At 66.4% G+C, this 15,836-nt stretch carries 15 protein-coding genes; 2 read left to right on the top strand and 13 right to left on the bottom strand.

Features of this window, described 5'->3' with window-relative positions; genetic code table 11:
- Positions 1-30: 30 nt before the first annotated feature.
- From ACTIAO_RS14440 to ACTIAO_RS14425, 4 genes are all read right to left on the bottom strand, one after another.
- Positions 31-855 carry a Dyp-type peroxidase gene (locus tag ACTIAO_RS14440; RefSeq protein WP_441906904.1) on the bottom strand — a complete coding sequence of 275 codons (825 nt, stop codon included), beginning with the start codon at positions 853-855 and terminating at the stop codon, positions 31-33.
- The gene (locus tag ACTIAO_RS14435; RefSeq protein WP_029152893.1) at positions 855-1,436 is read right to left on the bottom strand and encodes a copper chaperone PCu(A)C; all 582 of its coding nucleotides are present in this window, start codon (positions 1,434-1,436) and stop codon (positions 855-857) included. Before ACTIAO_RS14435 ends, ACTIAO_RS14440 begins: the two co-directional genes overlap by 1 nt.
- Positions 1,437-1,695: 259 nt before the next feature.
- Positions 1,696-2,340, bottom strand: a complete 645-nt coding sequence (locus tag ACTIAO_RS14430; protein ID WP_036322087.1) for a hypothetical protein — start codon at positions 2,338-2,340, stop codon at positions 1,696-1,698.
- A 296-nt stretch (positions 2,341-2,636) separates the two neighbouring features.
- Positions 2,637-2,855: a helix-turn-helix domain-containing protein gene (locus ACTIAO_RS14425; protein WP_029152892.1), complete on the bottom strand. Its 219-nt coding sequence runs from the start codon at positions 2,853-2,855 to the stop codon at positions 2,637-2,639.
- Between the two features lie 99 nt (positions 2,856-2,954).
- Here ACTIAO_RS14425 and ACTIAO_RS14420 point away from each other — a divergent pair, with 99 nt between their 5' ends.
- Positions 2,955-3,608, top strand: a complete 654-nt coding sequence (locus ACTIAO_RS14420) for a helix-turn-helix domain-containing protein (protein WP_441901116.1) — start codon at positions 2,955-2,957, stop codon at positions 3,606-3,608.
- Positions 3,605-4,867 (top strand): tyrosine-type recombinase/integrase, encoded by a 1,263-nt coding sequence (locus tag ACTIAO_RS14415; protein ID WP_441906903.1) that lies wholly within the window; start codon positions 3,605-3,607, stop codon positions 4,865-4,867. The genes ACTIAO_RS14420 and ACTIAO_RS14415 overlap by 4 nt, the downstream gene beginning before the upstream one ends.
- Positions 4,868-5,002: 135 nt before the next feature.
- Here ACTIAO_RS14415 and ACTIAO_RS14410 read toward each other — a convergent pair whose 3' ends face one another.
- The 9 genes from ACTIAO_RS14410 to ACTIAO_RS14370 form a co-directional block, all read right to left on the bottom strand.
- Positions 5,003-5,362, bottom strand: a complete 360-nt coding sequence (locus ACTIAO_RS14410) for a plastocyanin/azurin family copper-binding protein (RefSeq protein ID WP_051216436.1) — start codon at positions 5,360-5,362, stop codon at positions 5,003-5,005.
- Between the two features lie 71 nt (positions 5,363-5,433).
- On the bottom strand, positions 5,434-6,984 hold the full coding sequence (locus tag ACTIAO_RS14405; protein ID WP_029152889.1) for a multicopper oxidase family protein: 1,551 nt from the start codon (positions 6,982-6,984) through the stop codon (positions 5,434-5,436).
- Complete coding sequence (locus ACTIAO_RS14400) at positions 6,981-7,790, bottom strand: ABC transporter ATP-binding protein (protein ID WP_036322084.1); 810 nt, start codon at positions 7,788-7,790, stop codon at positions 6,981-6,983. Before ACTIAO_RS14400 ends, ACTIAO_RS14405 begins: the two co-directional genes overlap by 4 nt.
- Positions 7,787-8,836 (bottom strand): FecCD family ABC transporter permease, encoded by a 1,050-nt coding sequence (locus tag ACTIAO_RS14395; RefSeq protein ID WP_029152888.1) that lies wholly within the window; start codon positions 8,834-8,836, stop codon positions 7,787-7,789. The genes ACTIAO_RS14400 and ACTIAO_RS14395 overlap by 4 nt, the downstream gene beginning before the upstream one ends.
- Positions 8,833-9,849 carry a FecCD family ABC transporter permease gene (locus tag ACTIAO_RS14390; RefSeq protein WP_051216434.1) on the bottom strand — a complete coding sequence of 339 codons (1,017 nt, stop codon included), beginning with the start codon at positions 9,847-9,849 and terminating at the stop codon, positions 8,833-8,835. Before ACTIAO_RS14390 ends, ACTIAO_RS14395 begins: the two co-directional genes overlap by 4 nt.
- Positions 9,839-11,572, bottom strand: coding sequence for an ABC transporter ATP-binding protein (locus ACTIAO_RS14385; protein WP_029152887.1), 1,734 nt, complete (start codon positions 11,570-11,572; stop codon positions 9,839-9,841). The genes ACTIAO_RS14390 and ACTIAO_RS14385 overlap by 11 nt, the downstream gene beginning before the upstream one ends.
- The gene (locus ACTIAO_RS14380; RefSeq protein WP_159456839.1) at positions 11,569-13,356 is read right to left on the bottom strand and encodes an ABC transporter ATP-binding protein; all 1,788 of its coding nucleotides are present in this window, start codon (positions 13,354-13,356) and stop codon (positions 11,569-11,571) included. Before ACTIAO_RS14380 ends, ACTIAO_RS14385 begins: the two co-directional genes overlap by 4 nt.
- 19 nt (positions 13,357-13,375) lie before the next feature.
- On the bottom strand, positions 13,376-14,398 hold the full coding sequence (locus tag ACTIAO_RS14375; RefSeq protein WP_157560441.1) for an ABC transporter substrate-binding protein: 1,023 nt from the start codon (positions 14,396-14,398) through the stop codon (positions 13,376-13,378).
- 195 nt (positions 14,399-14,593) lie between these two features.
- A complete protein-coding gene (locus ACTIAO_RS14370; RefSeq protein WP_441906902.1) occupies positions 14,594-15,043 on the bottom strand; it encodes a hypothetical protein in 450 nt (149 codons plus the stop codon).
- Between the last annotated feature and the right edge of the window lie 793 nt (positions 15,044-15,836).

Raw genomic sequence — 15,836 nt, 5'->3', positions numbered from 1 at the left:
GAGGGAGATCCTCGGGACCTGTCGCCCGCGTCAACCAATGTCCCCGGTCAGTACATCTAGATCCATGCGGATCCGGCGGATCACCGCCCCCGTGCCACCGGTCAACCAGCCGCCCGTGGCCCACACGACCTTATCGAAGTCGGTGGTTCCCGGGGTGGGGTTGGTGGTGCCGTCGACCTGCCCGAACAGATTCCGCATCGTCGTGCCCGGCTTCACCGAGCCGTGCGCCCGCCGGAACCCCGGCTGCACCCACCGGAGACTCGCGAAGCTGCGCGTGTCCTTGAGGAGCATCCGGGTCGCGTGCGCGACCGTGACCGGGTCGTCTGAGGCGACCTGGATCAGTAGATCCCCGTCACCGTACTCCGGTTGGAGTTGGTCGATGCCGAACGCGGGCAACGGCTGAAGCCACTGAGGACCTGTGCCGCTTGCGCGGGTGACGAAGCCCGGCCCGAATCCGAACGTGACCGTCAACCTCGCGGGTGCGACTGCGAGTTCCGGTTCGGAGTCTGCGAGCGGCGGCACGCCCTGGGCGAGTCGTGCCGCGTCGTCGGTGAGAATCCCCATCATGCGCCGCAGCCCATCCCGGTCAGTCTCTGGGTGTAGGTAGAGGCCGATGAACATGGCGTGCGCCTGTGCATCGGTATCGACCCCCGCCTGATGGGTGCCGTAGAACGGCACCGTCTCGTCACCGTTGAGCGGCACCGACGCAGGAGTGGCCTCGCCGTGTGGAGTGAGGGCGTAGCCGATGCCGAGCGTGGCAGCCGCGCCGACCCCGGCGGCGGCCCCTCCGAGGAGGAACTGCCGCCGGGTCGACGCCGCCTTAACGGACGGCTCGCCCCGGTCGGGGGCGCTCATCAGTGCTCGCTGTGCTCGGCGTCGTCATGGTTCATGTCGCCATGATCCATGTCTCCCTCATACGTCTCGTTTGCGCCCGCGTAGTCCTTCGCGACGGCCGTGAACTCCAACGTGGAGTCGTCGGAGAACGTGAGTGTGAACGTCACCTCTTGACCGGCCTGGATCGCCTCGGGGAGTTCCATCAGCATGAGGTGGTTCCCGCCCGGCTCCAAGTGCAGGTGGTCGTTCGCGGGGATCGTGAAGCCGCCCTCGACCTCCTGCATCACCATCTGCCCGGAATCGTTCTCGACGGTCTCGTGGAGTTCCATCATCGGCGACGCCGACGACTCCACCGATACCACCGTCACGTCCTGATCGGAAGCGTTCTCGAGGGTGCCGAACGCGGCCGTCATGTCGCCCGGCTGGGCGGTCTTCACCCACGCGTCCTCGATCATGACCGAGTCCGCCTGGGCCGTCTGCGCGACAGGCTCCTCCTGCTGCGTACTTGCGCTTTCGTTCTGCCCGGTCGCGCATCCGGTCAGCGCCAGCAGCGCCACCCCGAACACGGCCCCGGCGCGAGCGGCGCGATTGCGAATCTTCATCATTGGTTTCTTGTGCCTTTCAGACATGCATACTCCCGACCACGAGGCGCACGCGTGCGCGGGGTCGGCACCGCCACCCGCCTGTACGGGGATGCGGTCAGATCGATACGAACTGCCGTATGGAAACGCTCGAACGCTCTGTGCTATGCGGCTGGAGGGTTCGCGCAAGCGACAACGCACGCAGGATATGCGTGCGTGGGCGGCGACAACCGGCTACAGCACAAGAATCGCCAGCCCGGAAGCGGCGACACTGGGAGAGTTAGTGAGCGATCCGAAAGACACGAGGCGGCCCGCGCCTGCTCAACGTCGAGGCCTGAAGCTGAGACAGCACCGTCCAACCGCTCATCTCCACGGTGACCGGCACCCGCGCCGGGGCCGTCGCGACCGGGAGACGCAGCGGCACCACGAGACGATGCCGCACCCATGCGACGAACTGCTCAGCCAAGGCGCGGAGACGATGAATCGCCTGCTCGCCTCGGTACAGGAAGAAGACCGTGATCGCAGCACCGATGAAGTGCGACACCCACATCGTGGCATCGCCATGCACCAGCGTGATCGTCTGCTCCGACACCACCGGCATCTGCATCATCCCGTGACCGTGATGATGAGCCCCGCCCGACATATCCATCTGCGCGCCCGCGGCTGCGGTGGGCGTGCCGAGCACGAATAAGGTGTGGAACAAGGTCTGGCTCGCGACCACCGACACCGACAGCCGAGCAAGCGACAGTTTCCGACCAGCGAGCAAGATGCACACCATCAACGACAGCAGCAAGGGCACAGAAATCCCCAGCGGCCCAGGCATCGCGCCACCGCCGACGACATGCGAGAACAATGCCGCGAACGTCGCAATCCCAGCCGCACTCGACCCGCGCACGAGGTGCGGGAGACGCGACGGAGACTGCATACGCTCATTATCGCAGGTCTCAGGTAAGGCCCAGGTACTCAGCGCCCTCGTAGAATAATGTCCGGCGCTTGTTCAACCGTTACAGACCGAGACTTGGCCCGCCCCGGTCGCTTCCAGGTGGAGCATCGAGTCCAAACTTATCCGGCGGAGGCAGGGCACGACAATGTCCACGTGCAGCGTCCAGCTCGCGGTCGAGCACGGCGGGGTCGCAGGTGCTCTTGCGCGTCATGCTCCGCCGACATTCCTCCGGGAACTCGGCGCGGGGGTGCCGATTCGGCATCGCCTCAGAGTGCCGCCTACGACCCGTCGGGCGTGGCGTCTGCGAAGAGGGCGAGGAACTTCTCGCGGGGGATCACGATTCGACGCCCGAGCTTCACATGCGGGATCGTGCCCTCGTTGATGCTCGTGGTAATCGTGCGGGGATCGACGCCGAGGGCTTCGGCGGCTTCTTTGCGGGTGATGACGAGGCTGCGCCGCTTGCGGAGATCGTCCATGTCGAGGGTGCTCTGCCGCATCGTCACACCATCCGTTCGTGTCAGCGCCGAGAAATGTGGTTCATCCCACCGTAGAGAATCGCACTTGCGCTGTCAAGCATTGCGCTGTAGTTTTCTACTATGGAAACAGAGAGGGTGCGGGGCAACCCCGCAGGCATCACGAACACGCACGTCGCGCAGAACATCCGCGCCGCCCGGCAAGCGATCGGCATGGACTTGCGCACCATGTCCGACGGGCTGAAAGCCGCAGGGCGAAAGCTCTCCACCTCGGGCATCAGCAAGCTGGAGGCCGGGGATCGCCGCGTGGACGTGGACGACCTGACCGTGATCGCCTACCTGCTGCGCACCACCCCCGCCGCGCTCCTGACCCCGCCGGACGAGCAGACGACGCTCACCGGGGTGCCGGAGGGGTACGAGCCGGAGGAGATTGATCGGTGGATGCGCGGGGAACTCGGGCTCACCGATGAGGGGCTGTTCAACTACTGGCAGCAGGAATGGGTGATCTGCACCGACCGCATCCACCACCTCGAAACCACCCTCGCGGGCATGACCGCCCCCAGCAAGGGCGACCCCGAGAGGACTCAGGCGCACCCGAAGACCATTGCCGCATACCAGGAGCGTTTGGAGGCGGCGCGGGCACGCGCGCGAGTGATCCAGGAGCGGGGCGTGCAGCTCGACCCGGAGGGGCGCGTGTTCAACGCCGCCAACTACATCGAGAACTATGCCGACACTCACCGGCCCGGGCAGAGCACGGCAAGGAGCACCCGGTCATGACGAAGAAGCCACAGTCCGCAGGGCAGGGCGGCGGGGGTGAGACGCAGCAGCGGCGTTCGCGCTCTCGGCAGCCTGGCTCGATCCAGTCCTATGACACCGACACGGGGAAGCGGTGGCGGTTCCAGATCTACGTTCTGAAAGACCCCGAGTACCCCGAGATGGGATCACGTCGCCTGACCCGTTCCGGGTTCACCAGCACCGACGAAGCCAACGACGCCTTGCAGGAGGCGTTGAAGCAGCGCAAGCAGAACGAGAAGTTTGGCAACAAGGTGCCGACCGTGAGCACCTATGCGGATGAGTGGGTGGCGGGGCTCAAGCTCGCGGCGTCCACGACTACCGGGTACAAGAAGATCATCCGCAACCACATCCGGCCCCAGCTCGGCAATATCCGGCTCGACAAGCTCACCGCCACCAGGATCGCCCGCCACTACCGCGACCTCGAAGACCACGGCCGCAGCGACGAATACGGCAAAGGACAGCCGCTGTCGGCCAACAGCGTCCACAAGGTGCACGTCGTGCTCGGCGCGATCCTGGACGCTGCGATCGACGACGGGCACCTGACGGTTAACCCGGCGAAGAAGAAGCGCACCGTCAAACCCCCGAAGTCCAGCGAGGTGCGGGCGCAGAAACCCGAGATCGCGACGTGGACGGCCGAGCAGTTGCAGACCTTCCTCACCTGGAACCGCGACACCCTCGAAGACGAACTGTTCCCGCTGTGGCGACTCATCGCCTACACCGGTATGCGCCGCTCCGAAGCCCTCGCCCTGAAATGGTCGGACATCAACGCGAAGACCATGCGAGTCAGCATCCGCCGCGCCGTCGATACCGACGACTGGACGAAGACGAAGACCACCAAGACCGGGCAAGCCCGCGTCATCGACGTGGACGCCGAGACGTTGAAAGCGCTCGCCTCGTACAAGGTCGCCCGCGCTGAGGTGTCGTTCGAGCTCGCGAAGGCCGACGCCTACGTCTTCGGCGACGATGACGGGAAGCTCCGTTCACCCGACGCGATCACCAGCCGCTGGGATCGCCGCCTCAAGTGGGCGACCGCGAAGTTCGACAGCCTGCACCGGGTCACGATCAAGGGCCTGCGTCACACCCACGCAACCCTGCTGCTCGAACTCGGAGAGCACCCTAAGGTCGTCCAGGAGCGGTTGGGGCACTCAACGATCACGACGACGATGAACATCTACTCCCACGTCACCCCGACCATGCAGAGGTCAGCAGTAGACCGCTTCGCCGCCCACCTCGGCCTCTGAGGCACAGCACCCACCGGATAGCGCAGTCCGTGCAGAACGTGCTACTTGCCGTTGGCAGCAACCTCACCCAGAAAGGCTCCCAACATGCGCGAGCTCATCGGTGGTCTTGCGTCTCAACAGGCTGACGCGCAAGGATCAAGGCTCGACGACCGTGATGGTTCCGATCATTGGGGGGTGGGGTGTGCAATGGTATCCGTACTCGCCGGCTTCGGTGAAGGTGTAGCGGAACTCGCCTTCGGTCATGAGTTCGCTGGCGAAGAGCTCGTCGTCGGAGACTACGTCGTGTGGCATGCCGTTGGATTCCATGTCCCAGACGACGGTGTCGCCGACCTCGATCTCGATTTCGGCGGGAGTCCATTTGAGCCCGTCGATGGTGACGGTGTGCTCGGTGCCGCTGCTTCCGCAGCCTGCGAGTCCGAGTGCTAGTACGGCAGCCAGCGCGGACGTGACGAGGGTCGCGGCGGCTCGGCGGGGCGCTTGATGGCTGCGGGACATGATGCTCCTTCGATGTTGATGCGGGGTACTGGTTGGATGTGGACGGGGTGGTGTGCGAGTCGGGTTCAGGTTCACCGGATGTATCGGATCGGCGCGGTCATACCCGCGGCGAAGTGGTAGGCGTTGTGGCAGTGGATCATCCAGCGGCCGGGGTTGTCGGCGTCGAAGTCGAGGGTCGCTGTTTCGCCCGGAAGCACGGCGATCGTGTCGCGGCGGAGGCCTGCGTGGGTGCGGGAGGCGAAGGTGTGCCCGTGGAGGTGCATGGGGTGCCACATCGAGGTGGTGTTGGTGAGCTGCATGCGGATTCGTTCGCCGAGGCGTGGCTGCAGCCGGGCGGCGTCCTCTCCCGCGATACCCCACACATATCCGCCGGTGCCTTCGATGAGTTCCAGCCTCCACAGCTGGTCGGGTTCTCGCTCGGGCAGCGCGGCGTGCTCGGCCGGACGGAGGTCCGCGTCAACTGCGAGGCGCCGGTCGAGCTCTGGGATCTCTGTGGCGCGGGCGCCGGTTGGTGTGGCTCCGGCCGCGTCAGCGGTGCCGATCACTGCCAGCGTGGATCCTTCGCGTCCTTCCACCCTCGCCACGAACGGCCAGACGCCCGATGAGAGGTCGACGGTGAGGTCGAGGCGTTGTGCGGGCGCGATCAGCGCGGCATCTGTCTCGAAGGGTTGCGTGTCGAACCCGTCTGCGGCGATGACCGTGAGACGGTGACCGGCGAGGGCGATGCGGTACGGGGTCTCGGCGGCGGCGTTGATCACACGTAGCCGCACTCGGGAACCCGAAGGGACCTCCAGGCGTGCGGGATCCTCGCGGGTGCGACCGTTGATCAGGTGCAGCGGGTAGGCGATGTGCTGGGTCGGCCCGCCGAGCACGTCGGAATGGCCCATGCCCTGGCCGACGAGCTCCTGTGCTGTGGGCGTGATCTCGCCAGAGACGTCGATGCCGTGGGATCCATGCGATCCGTGTCCGCCACCGGTGGGGCCGAGGGCGGCGAGCACCTGCTCGGGTGTCGCCGCGATTCCGTCGAGCCAGTCGTCGAGGACGAGCACCAGATCGGTGTCCGCACCACTAGTGTCGTCGGGGTCTTCGATGACGAGCGCCCCGAACAGGCCCCGGTCGGCCTGGAGGCCGCTGTGGGAGTGGTACCAGTAGGTTCCGTGGTCGGGGAGCGTGAAGTCGTAGGTGAACCCGCTCCCGGGCAGGATCGGGTCTTGTGTGTCGGGCGGGGAGCCGTCCATGTCGTTGCGGATGCGAAGCCCGTGCCAGTGCACGGAGGTGTCCTCGGTGAGCCTGTTGTCGACGTCGACGACGAGGCGGTCGCCTCGACTGGCTCTGAGGGTCGGACCGAGTGCGGCGAGGGCTGCGTCCTCACGAAATCCCCAGGTGCCGAGTAATTGGCCCTCGGCGAGTGAGATGAAGTCTGCCTCGGCGGTGAGCCGGTGTCGGACGGTCGCTCCGCTTCGAGGGCGCGTCGCCTCCCGCTGCGCGACTTCCGGGTCTGTCGCGAGGATGTAGGAGGGTCCGGAGGGGGCGCAGGAGCTCAACGACCATACGCCGAGCACACCCAGCGCGCTGCCGCCCGCGGCGGCGAGGAAGCTGCGCCGTGAGAGCCCCCTGCTCATCTGAGCGACTTCTTTGCTCGGGGGGTCGTACGGAGCGTGCGGAGGGGAATGACGGTCGGGACGCCGGTCTCGGCATCGAGGCCGACCTTGGCTTCGACTTCGAATACGTCACAGATCAGGTCCGGCGTGACCACCTCCGCGGGGGGACCGGCGGCGACGACGGCCCCCTCGTGCATGACGATGAGGTGGGAGGCGAAGCGTGCCGCTTGCGTCAGGTCATGGACCACCGCGACGACAGTTCGATTCCGCTCCTCGACGAGCGCGCGGCAGAGTTCGAGCACGTCGAGCTGGTGGGCCAAGTCGAGGAAGGTCGTGGGCTCGTCCAGCAGCAGCAGCGGCGTCTTTTGAGCGAGCACCATCGCGATCCATACCCGCTGGCGCTGCCCACCGGAGAGCTGGTCCACCGGCAGCGCAGAGAACTCAGCCACCCCGGTGATCGCCATCGCGTCCGCGACAGCGTGATCATCCTCTTCTGACCATCGTCGCAGCAGACTCTGGTGCGGATAGCGTCCGCGCGCGACGAGTTCCGCGACTCGGATCCCGTCCGGTGCCGACGACTGCTGTGCGAGCAGACCCAGCCGTTTGGCCAGCTCCTTCGTCTTCATGGACCGGATGTCTGCGCCATCCAGCAGCACGGTGCCCGTGGTCGGGGTAAGGAGTCGCGCGAGCGTGCGCAGGGCGGTGGACTTACCGCATCCGTTCGGGCCGACGATCATGGTCACCGAGTTCTCGGGGATCTCGAGGGTGATGCCGGTGCTGACGGGTGGGCCGCCGTAGCCGACGGTGGCGTTCTGGATCTGGATCATGAACGTCGGGCCTCTCTGAGGATGAGGGCGAGCAGGTAGGCCCCGCCGAGAACGGCGGTGACGACCCCGACCGGCACGGAGACGGGCAGGAGGTGGGACGCGGCGACGTCGGCAGCGCTGAGCAGGAGTGCGCCTGTGGCGGCGGATCCTGCGAGGGTGGCCCCGCCGTTGCCGGTGAGGAGGCGGGCCAGTTGCGGGGCGACGAGTGCGATGAAGGCGATGGGCCCGGTGACGCTGGTGATGATGGCGGTCAACAGCACACCGACCGCGAGCAGCGCGAGCCGTGCCCGCTCGATGGGCACGCCGGTGGATGCTGCTGCGCTGTCGCCCAGCTCCAGCTGCCGCATGGAAGGTCCGAGCCCGGCGGCCAGGAGGATGAGGACCAGAACGCACAATGCCGCCGGCCAGACCTCGGCCCAGGTGACATCGACGAGGCTTCCCTGGCCCCAGATGCTCACGGTGGTCGCGAAGCGCGTACTCATCCGCAGCAGCAGGATGGAGTTCACGGCGGTGAGTGCCGAGGACAAGGCGATGCCGACGACGACGAAGCGGATTCCCGAGAGCCCGCGACGGTAGGAGAGCAAGTAGACGATCAGCGCGGAGCCCACCCCGCCAGCGAGAGCGAGCACGGTGACCGCGACGCCACCGCCGAACACGAGCGAGGCGATGAGCGCACCGGTGTAGGCGCCCACGCCCAGGCCGATGACATCGGGGCTGCCGAGCGGGTTGCGGGTGATCGACTGGAAGATCGCCCCCGAGACGCCGAGCCCTGCGCCGAAGACGAGCCCGGCGACCGCGCGAGGCAGTCGCCATTCGAGTACCACCTGGTTGCTGAAGCCGTGGTCGCCGCCGCCGAGGATCGAGAAGACCTCGCCGAGCGGCACGGGAAACTTCCCCAGCGAGACGGCCAGGAAGAACGTCACCATGCCACCCAGCAACGCGACAATCACCAGCGTCGCAGTGCGGGTGTTCACGATGCTCGATGTCCGACGCGTTCGCAGCAGAATCCGGTGGGACCCGAAGTCCACAGTCTGCCGTTCGGTCACCGCTGTTCCTCCTTCGCGCGGCCGGCAGATCCGCGCACCAGCATGGCCAGCACCGGAGCCCCAATGATCGCCGTCAGCAATCCCGCAGGCGCCTCGCCCGGGGGGATCACGACCCGACCGATCATGTCGGCGACGAGCAGCAACAGGCCCCCGGCCAGCGCACTGTAGGCGAGTGCCCAGCTCAGCCTCGGGCCGACCAGGGCGCGGGCGAGGTGGGGCACCATGAGCCCGATGAAGACGATCGGCCCGCCCAAGGCCGTGGCACCCCCGGCGAGCAGCATCACCGCGATAGCCGCGCCGAGTCGGGTGCGTCCGACGGCGACGCCGAGCCCCCGAGCCGTGTCGGCGCCGAGTGCGAGTTGCGCGAGCGGCCGCGTGACCGTCATAGCCACCACGAGCCCGACTCCGATCACGATCGCACCCTGGCCGATGACCTCGAGGTCGCGTCCGGCGACGTCCCCCGACATCCAACCGCGCAAGGCGTTGAACCGGGCGGAGTCGAGCACCGCAAGCGCCGTCGACACACCGGTGAGCACCGCGGTGACGGCGACGCCAGCGAGGACGATTGTGAAGGGTGAGCCGCGTCCGACGGTGAGCGAGACCGCGTAGACGAAGAGGGAAACGAGCAGTGCACCGGCGAGCGCGAAGCCGATGTACGCGTTGAAGCTCGTCAGTCCGATCGCGCCGACGGCGATCATGACCGCAAGCCCTGCCCCGGCGTTGACCCCGAGCAGGCCGGGGTCGGCGAGCGGGTTACCGATGAGGGCTTGCATGATCGCTCCGGCGAAGCCGAGCGCTGCTCCGACGAGCAGGGCGTTGATCGTCCGCGGCAGCCGCATCTCGCGGACGATCGTCACGCTCTCGGCGTCCCCACCTCCGAGCAGGGCATCCACGACATCCTGCGGTGCGACGTGACCTGCTCCGACGAACAGGCTCGCCGCCGCCGTGGCGCCCATGAGGAGGATGCCGAGGACGAGCACAGCCACGCGCCCGGTGACGCGGTCACCCCGCATCGATCCTCCAGTTCAACGTGCCGCTGCGCTCCGCCCAGAAACCTGCGTAGCTCGGACTCGCGTCGAGGAGTTCGTCGTGACTGCCGGCGGCTTCGATCCGACCCTGGCCGTCGAGTACGACGATCTGGTCGGCCTGACGGATCGTCTGCAGTCGGTGCGCGATCACCACTCGGGTCTTGTGGCCGGAGAGGTCTGCAAGGCCTTGCTGGATGAGCGCTTCGCTCTCGATGTCCAGCGCTGCCGTTGCCTCGTCGAGCAGGACGATCGGGGCGTCCTTGAGGAGCGCACGGGCGATCGACACCCGCTGACGTTCCCCGCCCGAGAGCGTGCCGCCGCTCTCGCCTACCGGGGTGTCGAACCCTTGCGGCAGTCGCTCGGCGATCTCGATGACCCCGGCGCGGCGGGCGGCATCCTCCACCTCCGTGTCGCTGGCGTCGGGACGGCCCAGCCTGATGTTCTCTCGCAGCGTGTCCTCAAACAGGTACACGTCCTGGAACACCACCGACAACTGTGCGAGGGTGACCGCGGTGCCGAGCGCTCGCACATCGGCGCCGCCGATCTTCACCGCGCCGGATTGGACGTCGAAGAAGCGCGCGATAAGCCTGGCGATGGTGGTTTTGCCGGAGCCCGAGGGGCCGACGATCGCCGTCATGGTTCCTGCGGGCACGTGGAAGGAGGCCCCGCGGATCACCGGTGAATCCGCACTGTATCCGAAGGTGACGTCATCGAACTCGATGCGCGCGTCGACGGGGCGGGCCGGGGCGTCGGGCTCGGGGAGCACCGGCGCGGTCATCAGCCGGTCGATCTGATCCAGGGTGCGGTTGGACATGTCCAGGCCCTCCCCGAACGGGAGACCGTGCACGGCGAACCAGGTGCCGAGGATCTGCATGGCGAGGAGGGCGACGAACGTCGGGGCATCGAGTTCGCCTGTCCCGACCTGCCAGACGTCAAGCACGACGACGATGAGCAGTACCGCGTACGCCACCACGTTGTACAGTGCCATGCTCCGGTTGCTCTGCGCGAGCACACGCTCGGCCGCTGCTCGTTGTTCGCGCAACGCTGCCCGAACACTGCGTTCGGCCAAGGAGTCCGGGCCTGCGGCGCGCACGGCAGGCTGCGCGGCGGCGAACTCCAGCACGCGCGCGGTGCCTTCCTCGTTCATCTGGTCTGAGCGCAGCCGGAATCGTTGCTCTCGTGCGCGTACAGCACGCCAGACGAGGACCACGGCGATACCGCCGAGCAGCATGGTGGCGCCGATCACTGGGTGGATGAACACCACCGCCGTCGCAACGACGAGCGGGCCTACGGTCGCCTGCCAGACCGGACGCAGGAACGAGTTCGGTGCATTGGCAGCGAAGGTGACCCCCCGTGAGGTCAAAGCGCTGATCGTGCCGATCCGCTCGCTGTCGAACCAGCCGATCGGCAGGCGCATGATCCGCTCTCCGATCACTTCGTGCATGCGGAGGATGAGCACTGCGCCGGTCCGCTCTCCATACATGCCGCTGACGATCTCGATGGTCATCGCCGCCAACCCGACCGCCGCGATGGCGATGACGGAGGGCAGCGCTTGGGCAGGATCATCTGAGAACAGCGCGCGGATCAGGGGGATCAGTAGCACCAGGGCCGTGGAGACCAGCATGATCGCGACGGCGGAGAGGACTAGGTAGGTTGTCAGTCTGCGTCGAGCGTCCGCGTCGGCGATGGCGTAGAGGCGCCGGATCATCGCTTCGTCTCCTCTGATGGGCTGGTGGTGGTGTCGGCGAGCGGGGTGTCTCGCGCTCGTTGATAAGTCCGCCACATCCGGGCGTAGAGGTCGTTGCGGTTGAGCAGCTCCGCGTGGGTGCCCCGTTCGCGCACGGTTCCGCGGTCGAGTACGGCGATCTGATGCGCTGAGGCGACGGTGTGCAGCCGGTGTGCAATGACCAGCAGCGTGCGCCCGCGGGTGAGCTCGGCCAGGGCGCGCTGGATGGCGGCCTCGGAGTCCGGATCGGCGAACGCAGTCGCCTCATCGAGGACCAGAATCGGGGCATCCATCAGAATCGCCCGAGCGATCGAAAGCCGTTGCTGCTCGCCGCCCGAGAGTCGCGCGTCCTCGCCGACGGCCGTGTCGTAACCCTGCGGCAACCGCTCGATGCGCTCGTGGATCTGCGCGGCACGCGCCGCCGCGACGACCTGCGCGTCGGTGGCGTCGGGGCGAGCCAGTCGGATGTTGTCTCGTACCGTCATTCGCATCAGATAGGGCTGCTGGAAGACGAACGCGATGTGCCGGTAGAGCTCCAGGGCGGTCAGCTCCGTCGTGTCGACGCCGCCCAGTCGCACCTGCCCGGTGTCGGGGTCGAGGAGACGGGGCACGATGGAGGCGAGTGTGGACTTGCCCGATCCGGAGGGGCCGACCAGCGCGGTCACCGTGCCGGGTGTGAGTGCGAGGCTCACGTCCTGGAGTGCTCGTGGACCGTCTTCGTAGGCGAAGGTGACGCTGTCGATGTCCACTGCCTCTCCGGATGCTCGGCGTCCAGGGTCGCCCTGTGTCGCGGCGGGAAGCTCGAAGAACTCGACGATGCTGCCGGCTGCGCCGTTCGCCTCGCGGAGGAACTGGGTCATCTGCATCATCAGGTAGAGCGGGCCTGCGATGTTCGCGGTGAGCAGTATCGAGGGCAGCAGCAGTACCGGATCCGCTCCTGCCAGGACGATGAGCAGCGCCGTGCCGCTCGAGGACACGACGACCGCGAAGCCGGGCGAGGTGAATACCGTCATCAGGGCCGACCCCCGGGTGGTCGACTCCATCCACTCGGTGTAGAAGCGGTGATGGCTGCGTGCGCTGTCCCAGAAGCGGCGATGACCCTTTGCTGATGCCTCGAAAACCTTGATCGGTGCGATGCCGCGGACGAACTCGACGACCGCAGCGCTGAGGTCTGCCAGCGCTGTGTTGTACTGCGCGAATCGGGTGGTGACGTCCTTGAGCATCAGGGGCAGACTCGCTGCGGCCAGCACCAGCGGCACGAGCGCGATCAGCCCGATCCTCCAGTCGATCAGAAACAGCACCACCAGGCTGGCCAGGGGGCGAACCAGACCGTTGGCGGAGTCAGGCACAAGGTGCGCCACGAGCTGGTGAACTTTCACTACGTCGTCCTGGATGACCTTCTTTACCCGCCCGGAACCGGTGCGGGCGAACCAGTCCAGCCGCAGCCGGAGCGCCTGATCCACCTGACGCTGACGCAGCGACTCAGCCAACCGAGCATCGGCGACGTGGCTGATGCCGTACCCGGCGAGAGTGAGCGCCTGGGCGAGCACGACGCCGAAGATCAACGCACCGACGATGACGTACGCCTGGGTGGCATTCGTCTCGGCACCGCCGAGGCCGGGCACGAGGATACGAACGAGTTCCATCGCGAACAGCACCGGGAGCACACCTGCGATCGCTCCGAGCGCAGACAGAAGCCCTGCCAGCTTCACGCGCCCGCGTACGGGGGCAGCCAGCTGCCAGAACGTGACCGATCGCTCCGACACGGGCGCGTGAGCCGACACCTCAGCCGCCGATCGCCGTGAGGTAGTCGTTCCAGCGCTCCGCGCCGTCATCGACGGTACCCGGAGCATCATCGCCAGCGGCGATCGTCGCGAGATCACGCAGCACCCAATAGGTGTAGAACGCGGCGCCGCCCGACCACAGGTCCCCGTCGACGACGAGAGACCGGTCGTTCGTCACCGCGGCGAGCGAGGGGTAGAGCGGCATCTCGGTGATGCCTTCGAGGTTGTACTGCGCGGCGACGGCGATGGCAAGCACATCGGCATCCTGTGCAGGCAGTTGCTCGGGAGAGAAGACCGTCCACCCGCCAAATGCGCTGCCTTCCGCGGGGACCTCGTCCTGCAACGGCGGACGGGTGAAGCCTGCCGCAGCGATCGTTCCATGAAGCGAGTTGGCCGCATCCATGTACAACGGCATGTTGTCCTGCGCCCACGACATGAGCACCGAGATCGAGGTCTCGCCAGCGGGCTGGGCCGCAGCTGTCTCCTCCGCGAGAGCGTCCAGAGCGTCGCTGACGCGGGCCGCCTCCGCGGGCCTGTCGAAGTACTCGCCGTACGCCTCGATGATCTGGCTTCCGTCAGCCTCGGCGTACAGCGCGCCAATGAGCGGCGCGATGCTCGCGTACGCCGGCCCGGATTCGGCGAACCCTTCGGCCGCGGTGCCAACGATCAGATCGGGCTCGAACGCGGCTACCTCTTCCAACTCCGGGTAGAACGATGACGTCGTGGCCATCTCGATACCGGCCGATTCGAGGATCGCCTTTGGGACCGTGGTACGCCACGAGTCAAACACGACGTCGGGGGTGATACCGATGCTCAACATGTTCAGCGCAGCCGGCTCGTCGAGCGCCACAATCATCTCCGGGTCCACCGGAACGGTGGACTCGCCGACTTCACTGGCGATCGTTCGCGTCTCGAGATCTGCTGGCGCGTCGCCGGGGTCGCCGGAACAGGCGGACAGCAGAAGAGCAGCGCTCGCCGTGAGTGCAAGGACAGGAAGCGCGCGCCGGCGCACAGATGTAGACACAGGGATCCTTTCGATACGGGACGAACGCCTGAGTAGGCCAGCAGCCCAACCACTAGAACAACGTTCGAGTATTGAGTATACGGTAAGGCATGCCTAACCTGCATCACACGTTCGATGTGATCGCCGAAATAACCACGCGGGCGCCCCTGAGGGCAACCACCTCAAGCACTGAGAGTGAGGGGCGCACGTGCCGATTTACGGAAGTCGCGCAGCAAGTCCGGTGAGCAAGGTCTCCACGAGCAGGTGGTAATAGGCGTCATTGACGGCTTCGCCGGCCCGAGTCGGGTCCTCAGCGAGTGGTCCGAGGACCCCCCGAATCATGCGGCTGATGCCGCTGCTCTCAACGTTCATCGCGGAGAAATCGCGGAGCATACTGGCATGGTCGCGGGGGCCGTCATCTCCCGACTCAAGACGGTCATCGCTCATCGTGATGGTGAGCATTGCGGTGTTCACGAGGAGCGCGTAGACGAGGGCCGGCTGCGGGAACCCTGCTCGCTCGAGAGTCGAAATCCCCGCATCGAAGAAGCCTCGGATGCTGGGGAAAGTCGGCCCATGCATGATGAGCCACTTCGCGACGCCGGGGTACGGGTCGATCGCGGGCCGCCCGTCATACAGGAACGCCCGGAACCACGCTTGCCAATCCAAGGCGGGATCCGGAGGGGTCATGCCCTGGAGCACACGTTCAACGACCCCCCGGATAATTAGGTCGCGGCCACCTACGTGATGGTAGATGACCGAAGGAGCGACATCGAGCGCGTCAGCAAGGTCGCGCACAGTCCATGAGCTCAGGCCGCCACCCCGAGACAGTTCCATCGCAACCTCGACGACTCGCTCGGGAGTCAGGCCGATCCGGCGGTCTGTTCCCTTACTAGTCTCGCTGCTTCCGCTCACCCCTCCACTCTAGCCATGGCTTTGCCTTGCTCTGGGCACTGTCCGGGCTGCCGTGGGGCGACCTGGTCGATGTTCCCGGGCTGTAGTGCGGCTCGTGGCAACTAGACAAATCAGAACTGCCCTCTACTCGCCGCGTGGGCAGTATCTCTTCTTCCCCGAGCCTGCATCCCAAACCTGGAGGAGGGAAGCATGCTCAAGGCTCACCGCCGAGGCTGTGCCCGAGCCAGCGCCGTCGAACACATCGACCGTCGTATCCTCGAAGCCTGAAGCACAGGGCCATACTTTGCAGTCCAGACGGCGGGATCCTCGCGCACTCCTTGCAATAACGCCACGGACTCAGCGCGAGGCATACCTCTATGTTCCCAGGTCCTGCTGACACCGTGGTACGTACGAACGCTGGCACCCAGATGCCCCATAGAGAACACTTAGCACTTTTTCTAGCACTTCCAACGAAAACAACCCCTGACCTTGGGAACTAAATCCCAGGTCAGAGGCCATTTCATTCGCGTGCGCGAGGGGGGACTTGAACCCCCACGCCCTAATACGG

Origin of the sequence: Microbacterium sp. (assembly GCF_052099035.1) — a bacterium.
Taxonomy (GTDB): domain Bacteria; phylum Actinomycetota; class Actinomycetes; order Actinomycetales; family Microbacteriaceae; genus Microbacterium.
The sequence above is the reverse complement of the archived record's forward strand: the minus strand, read 5'-3'. Positions and strand labels throughout refer to the sequence as shown.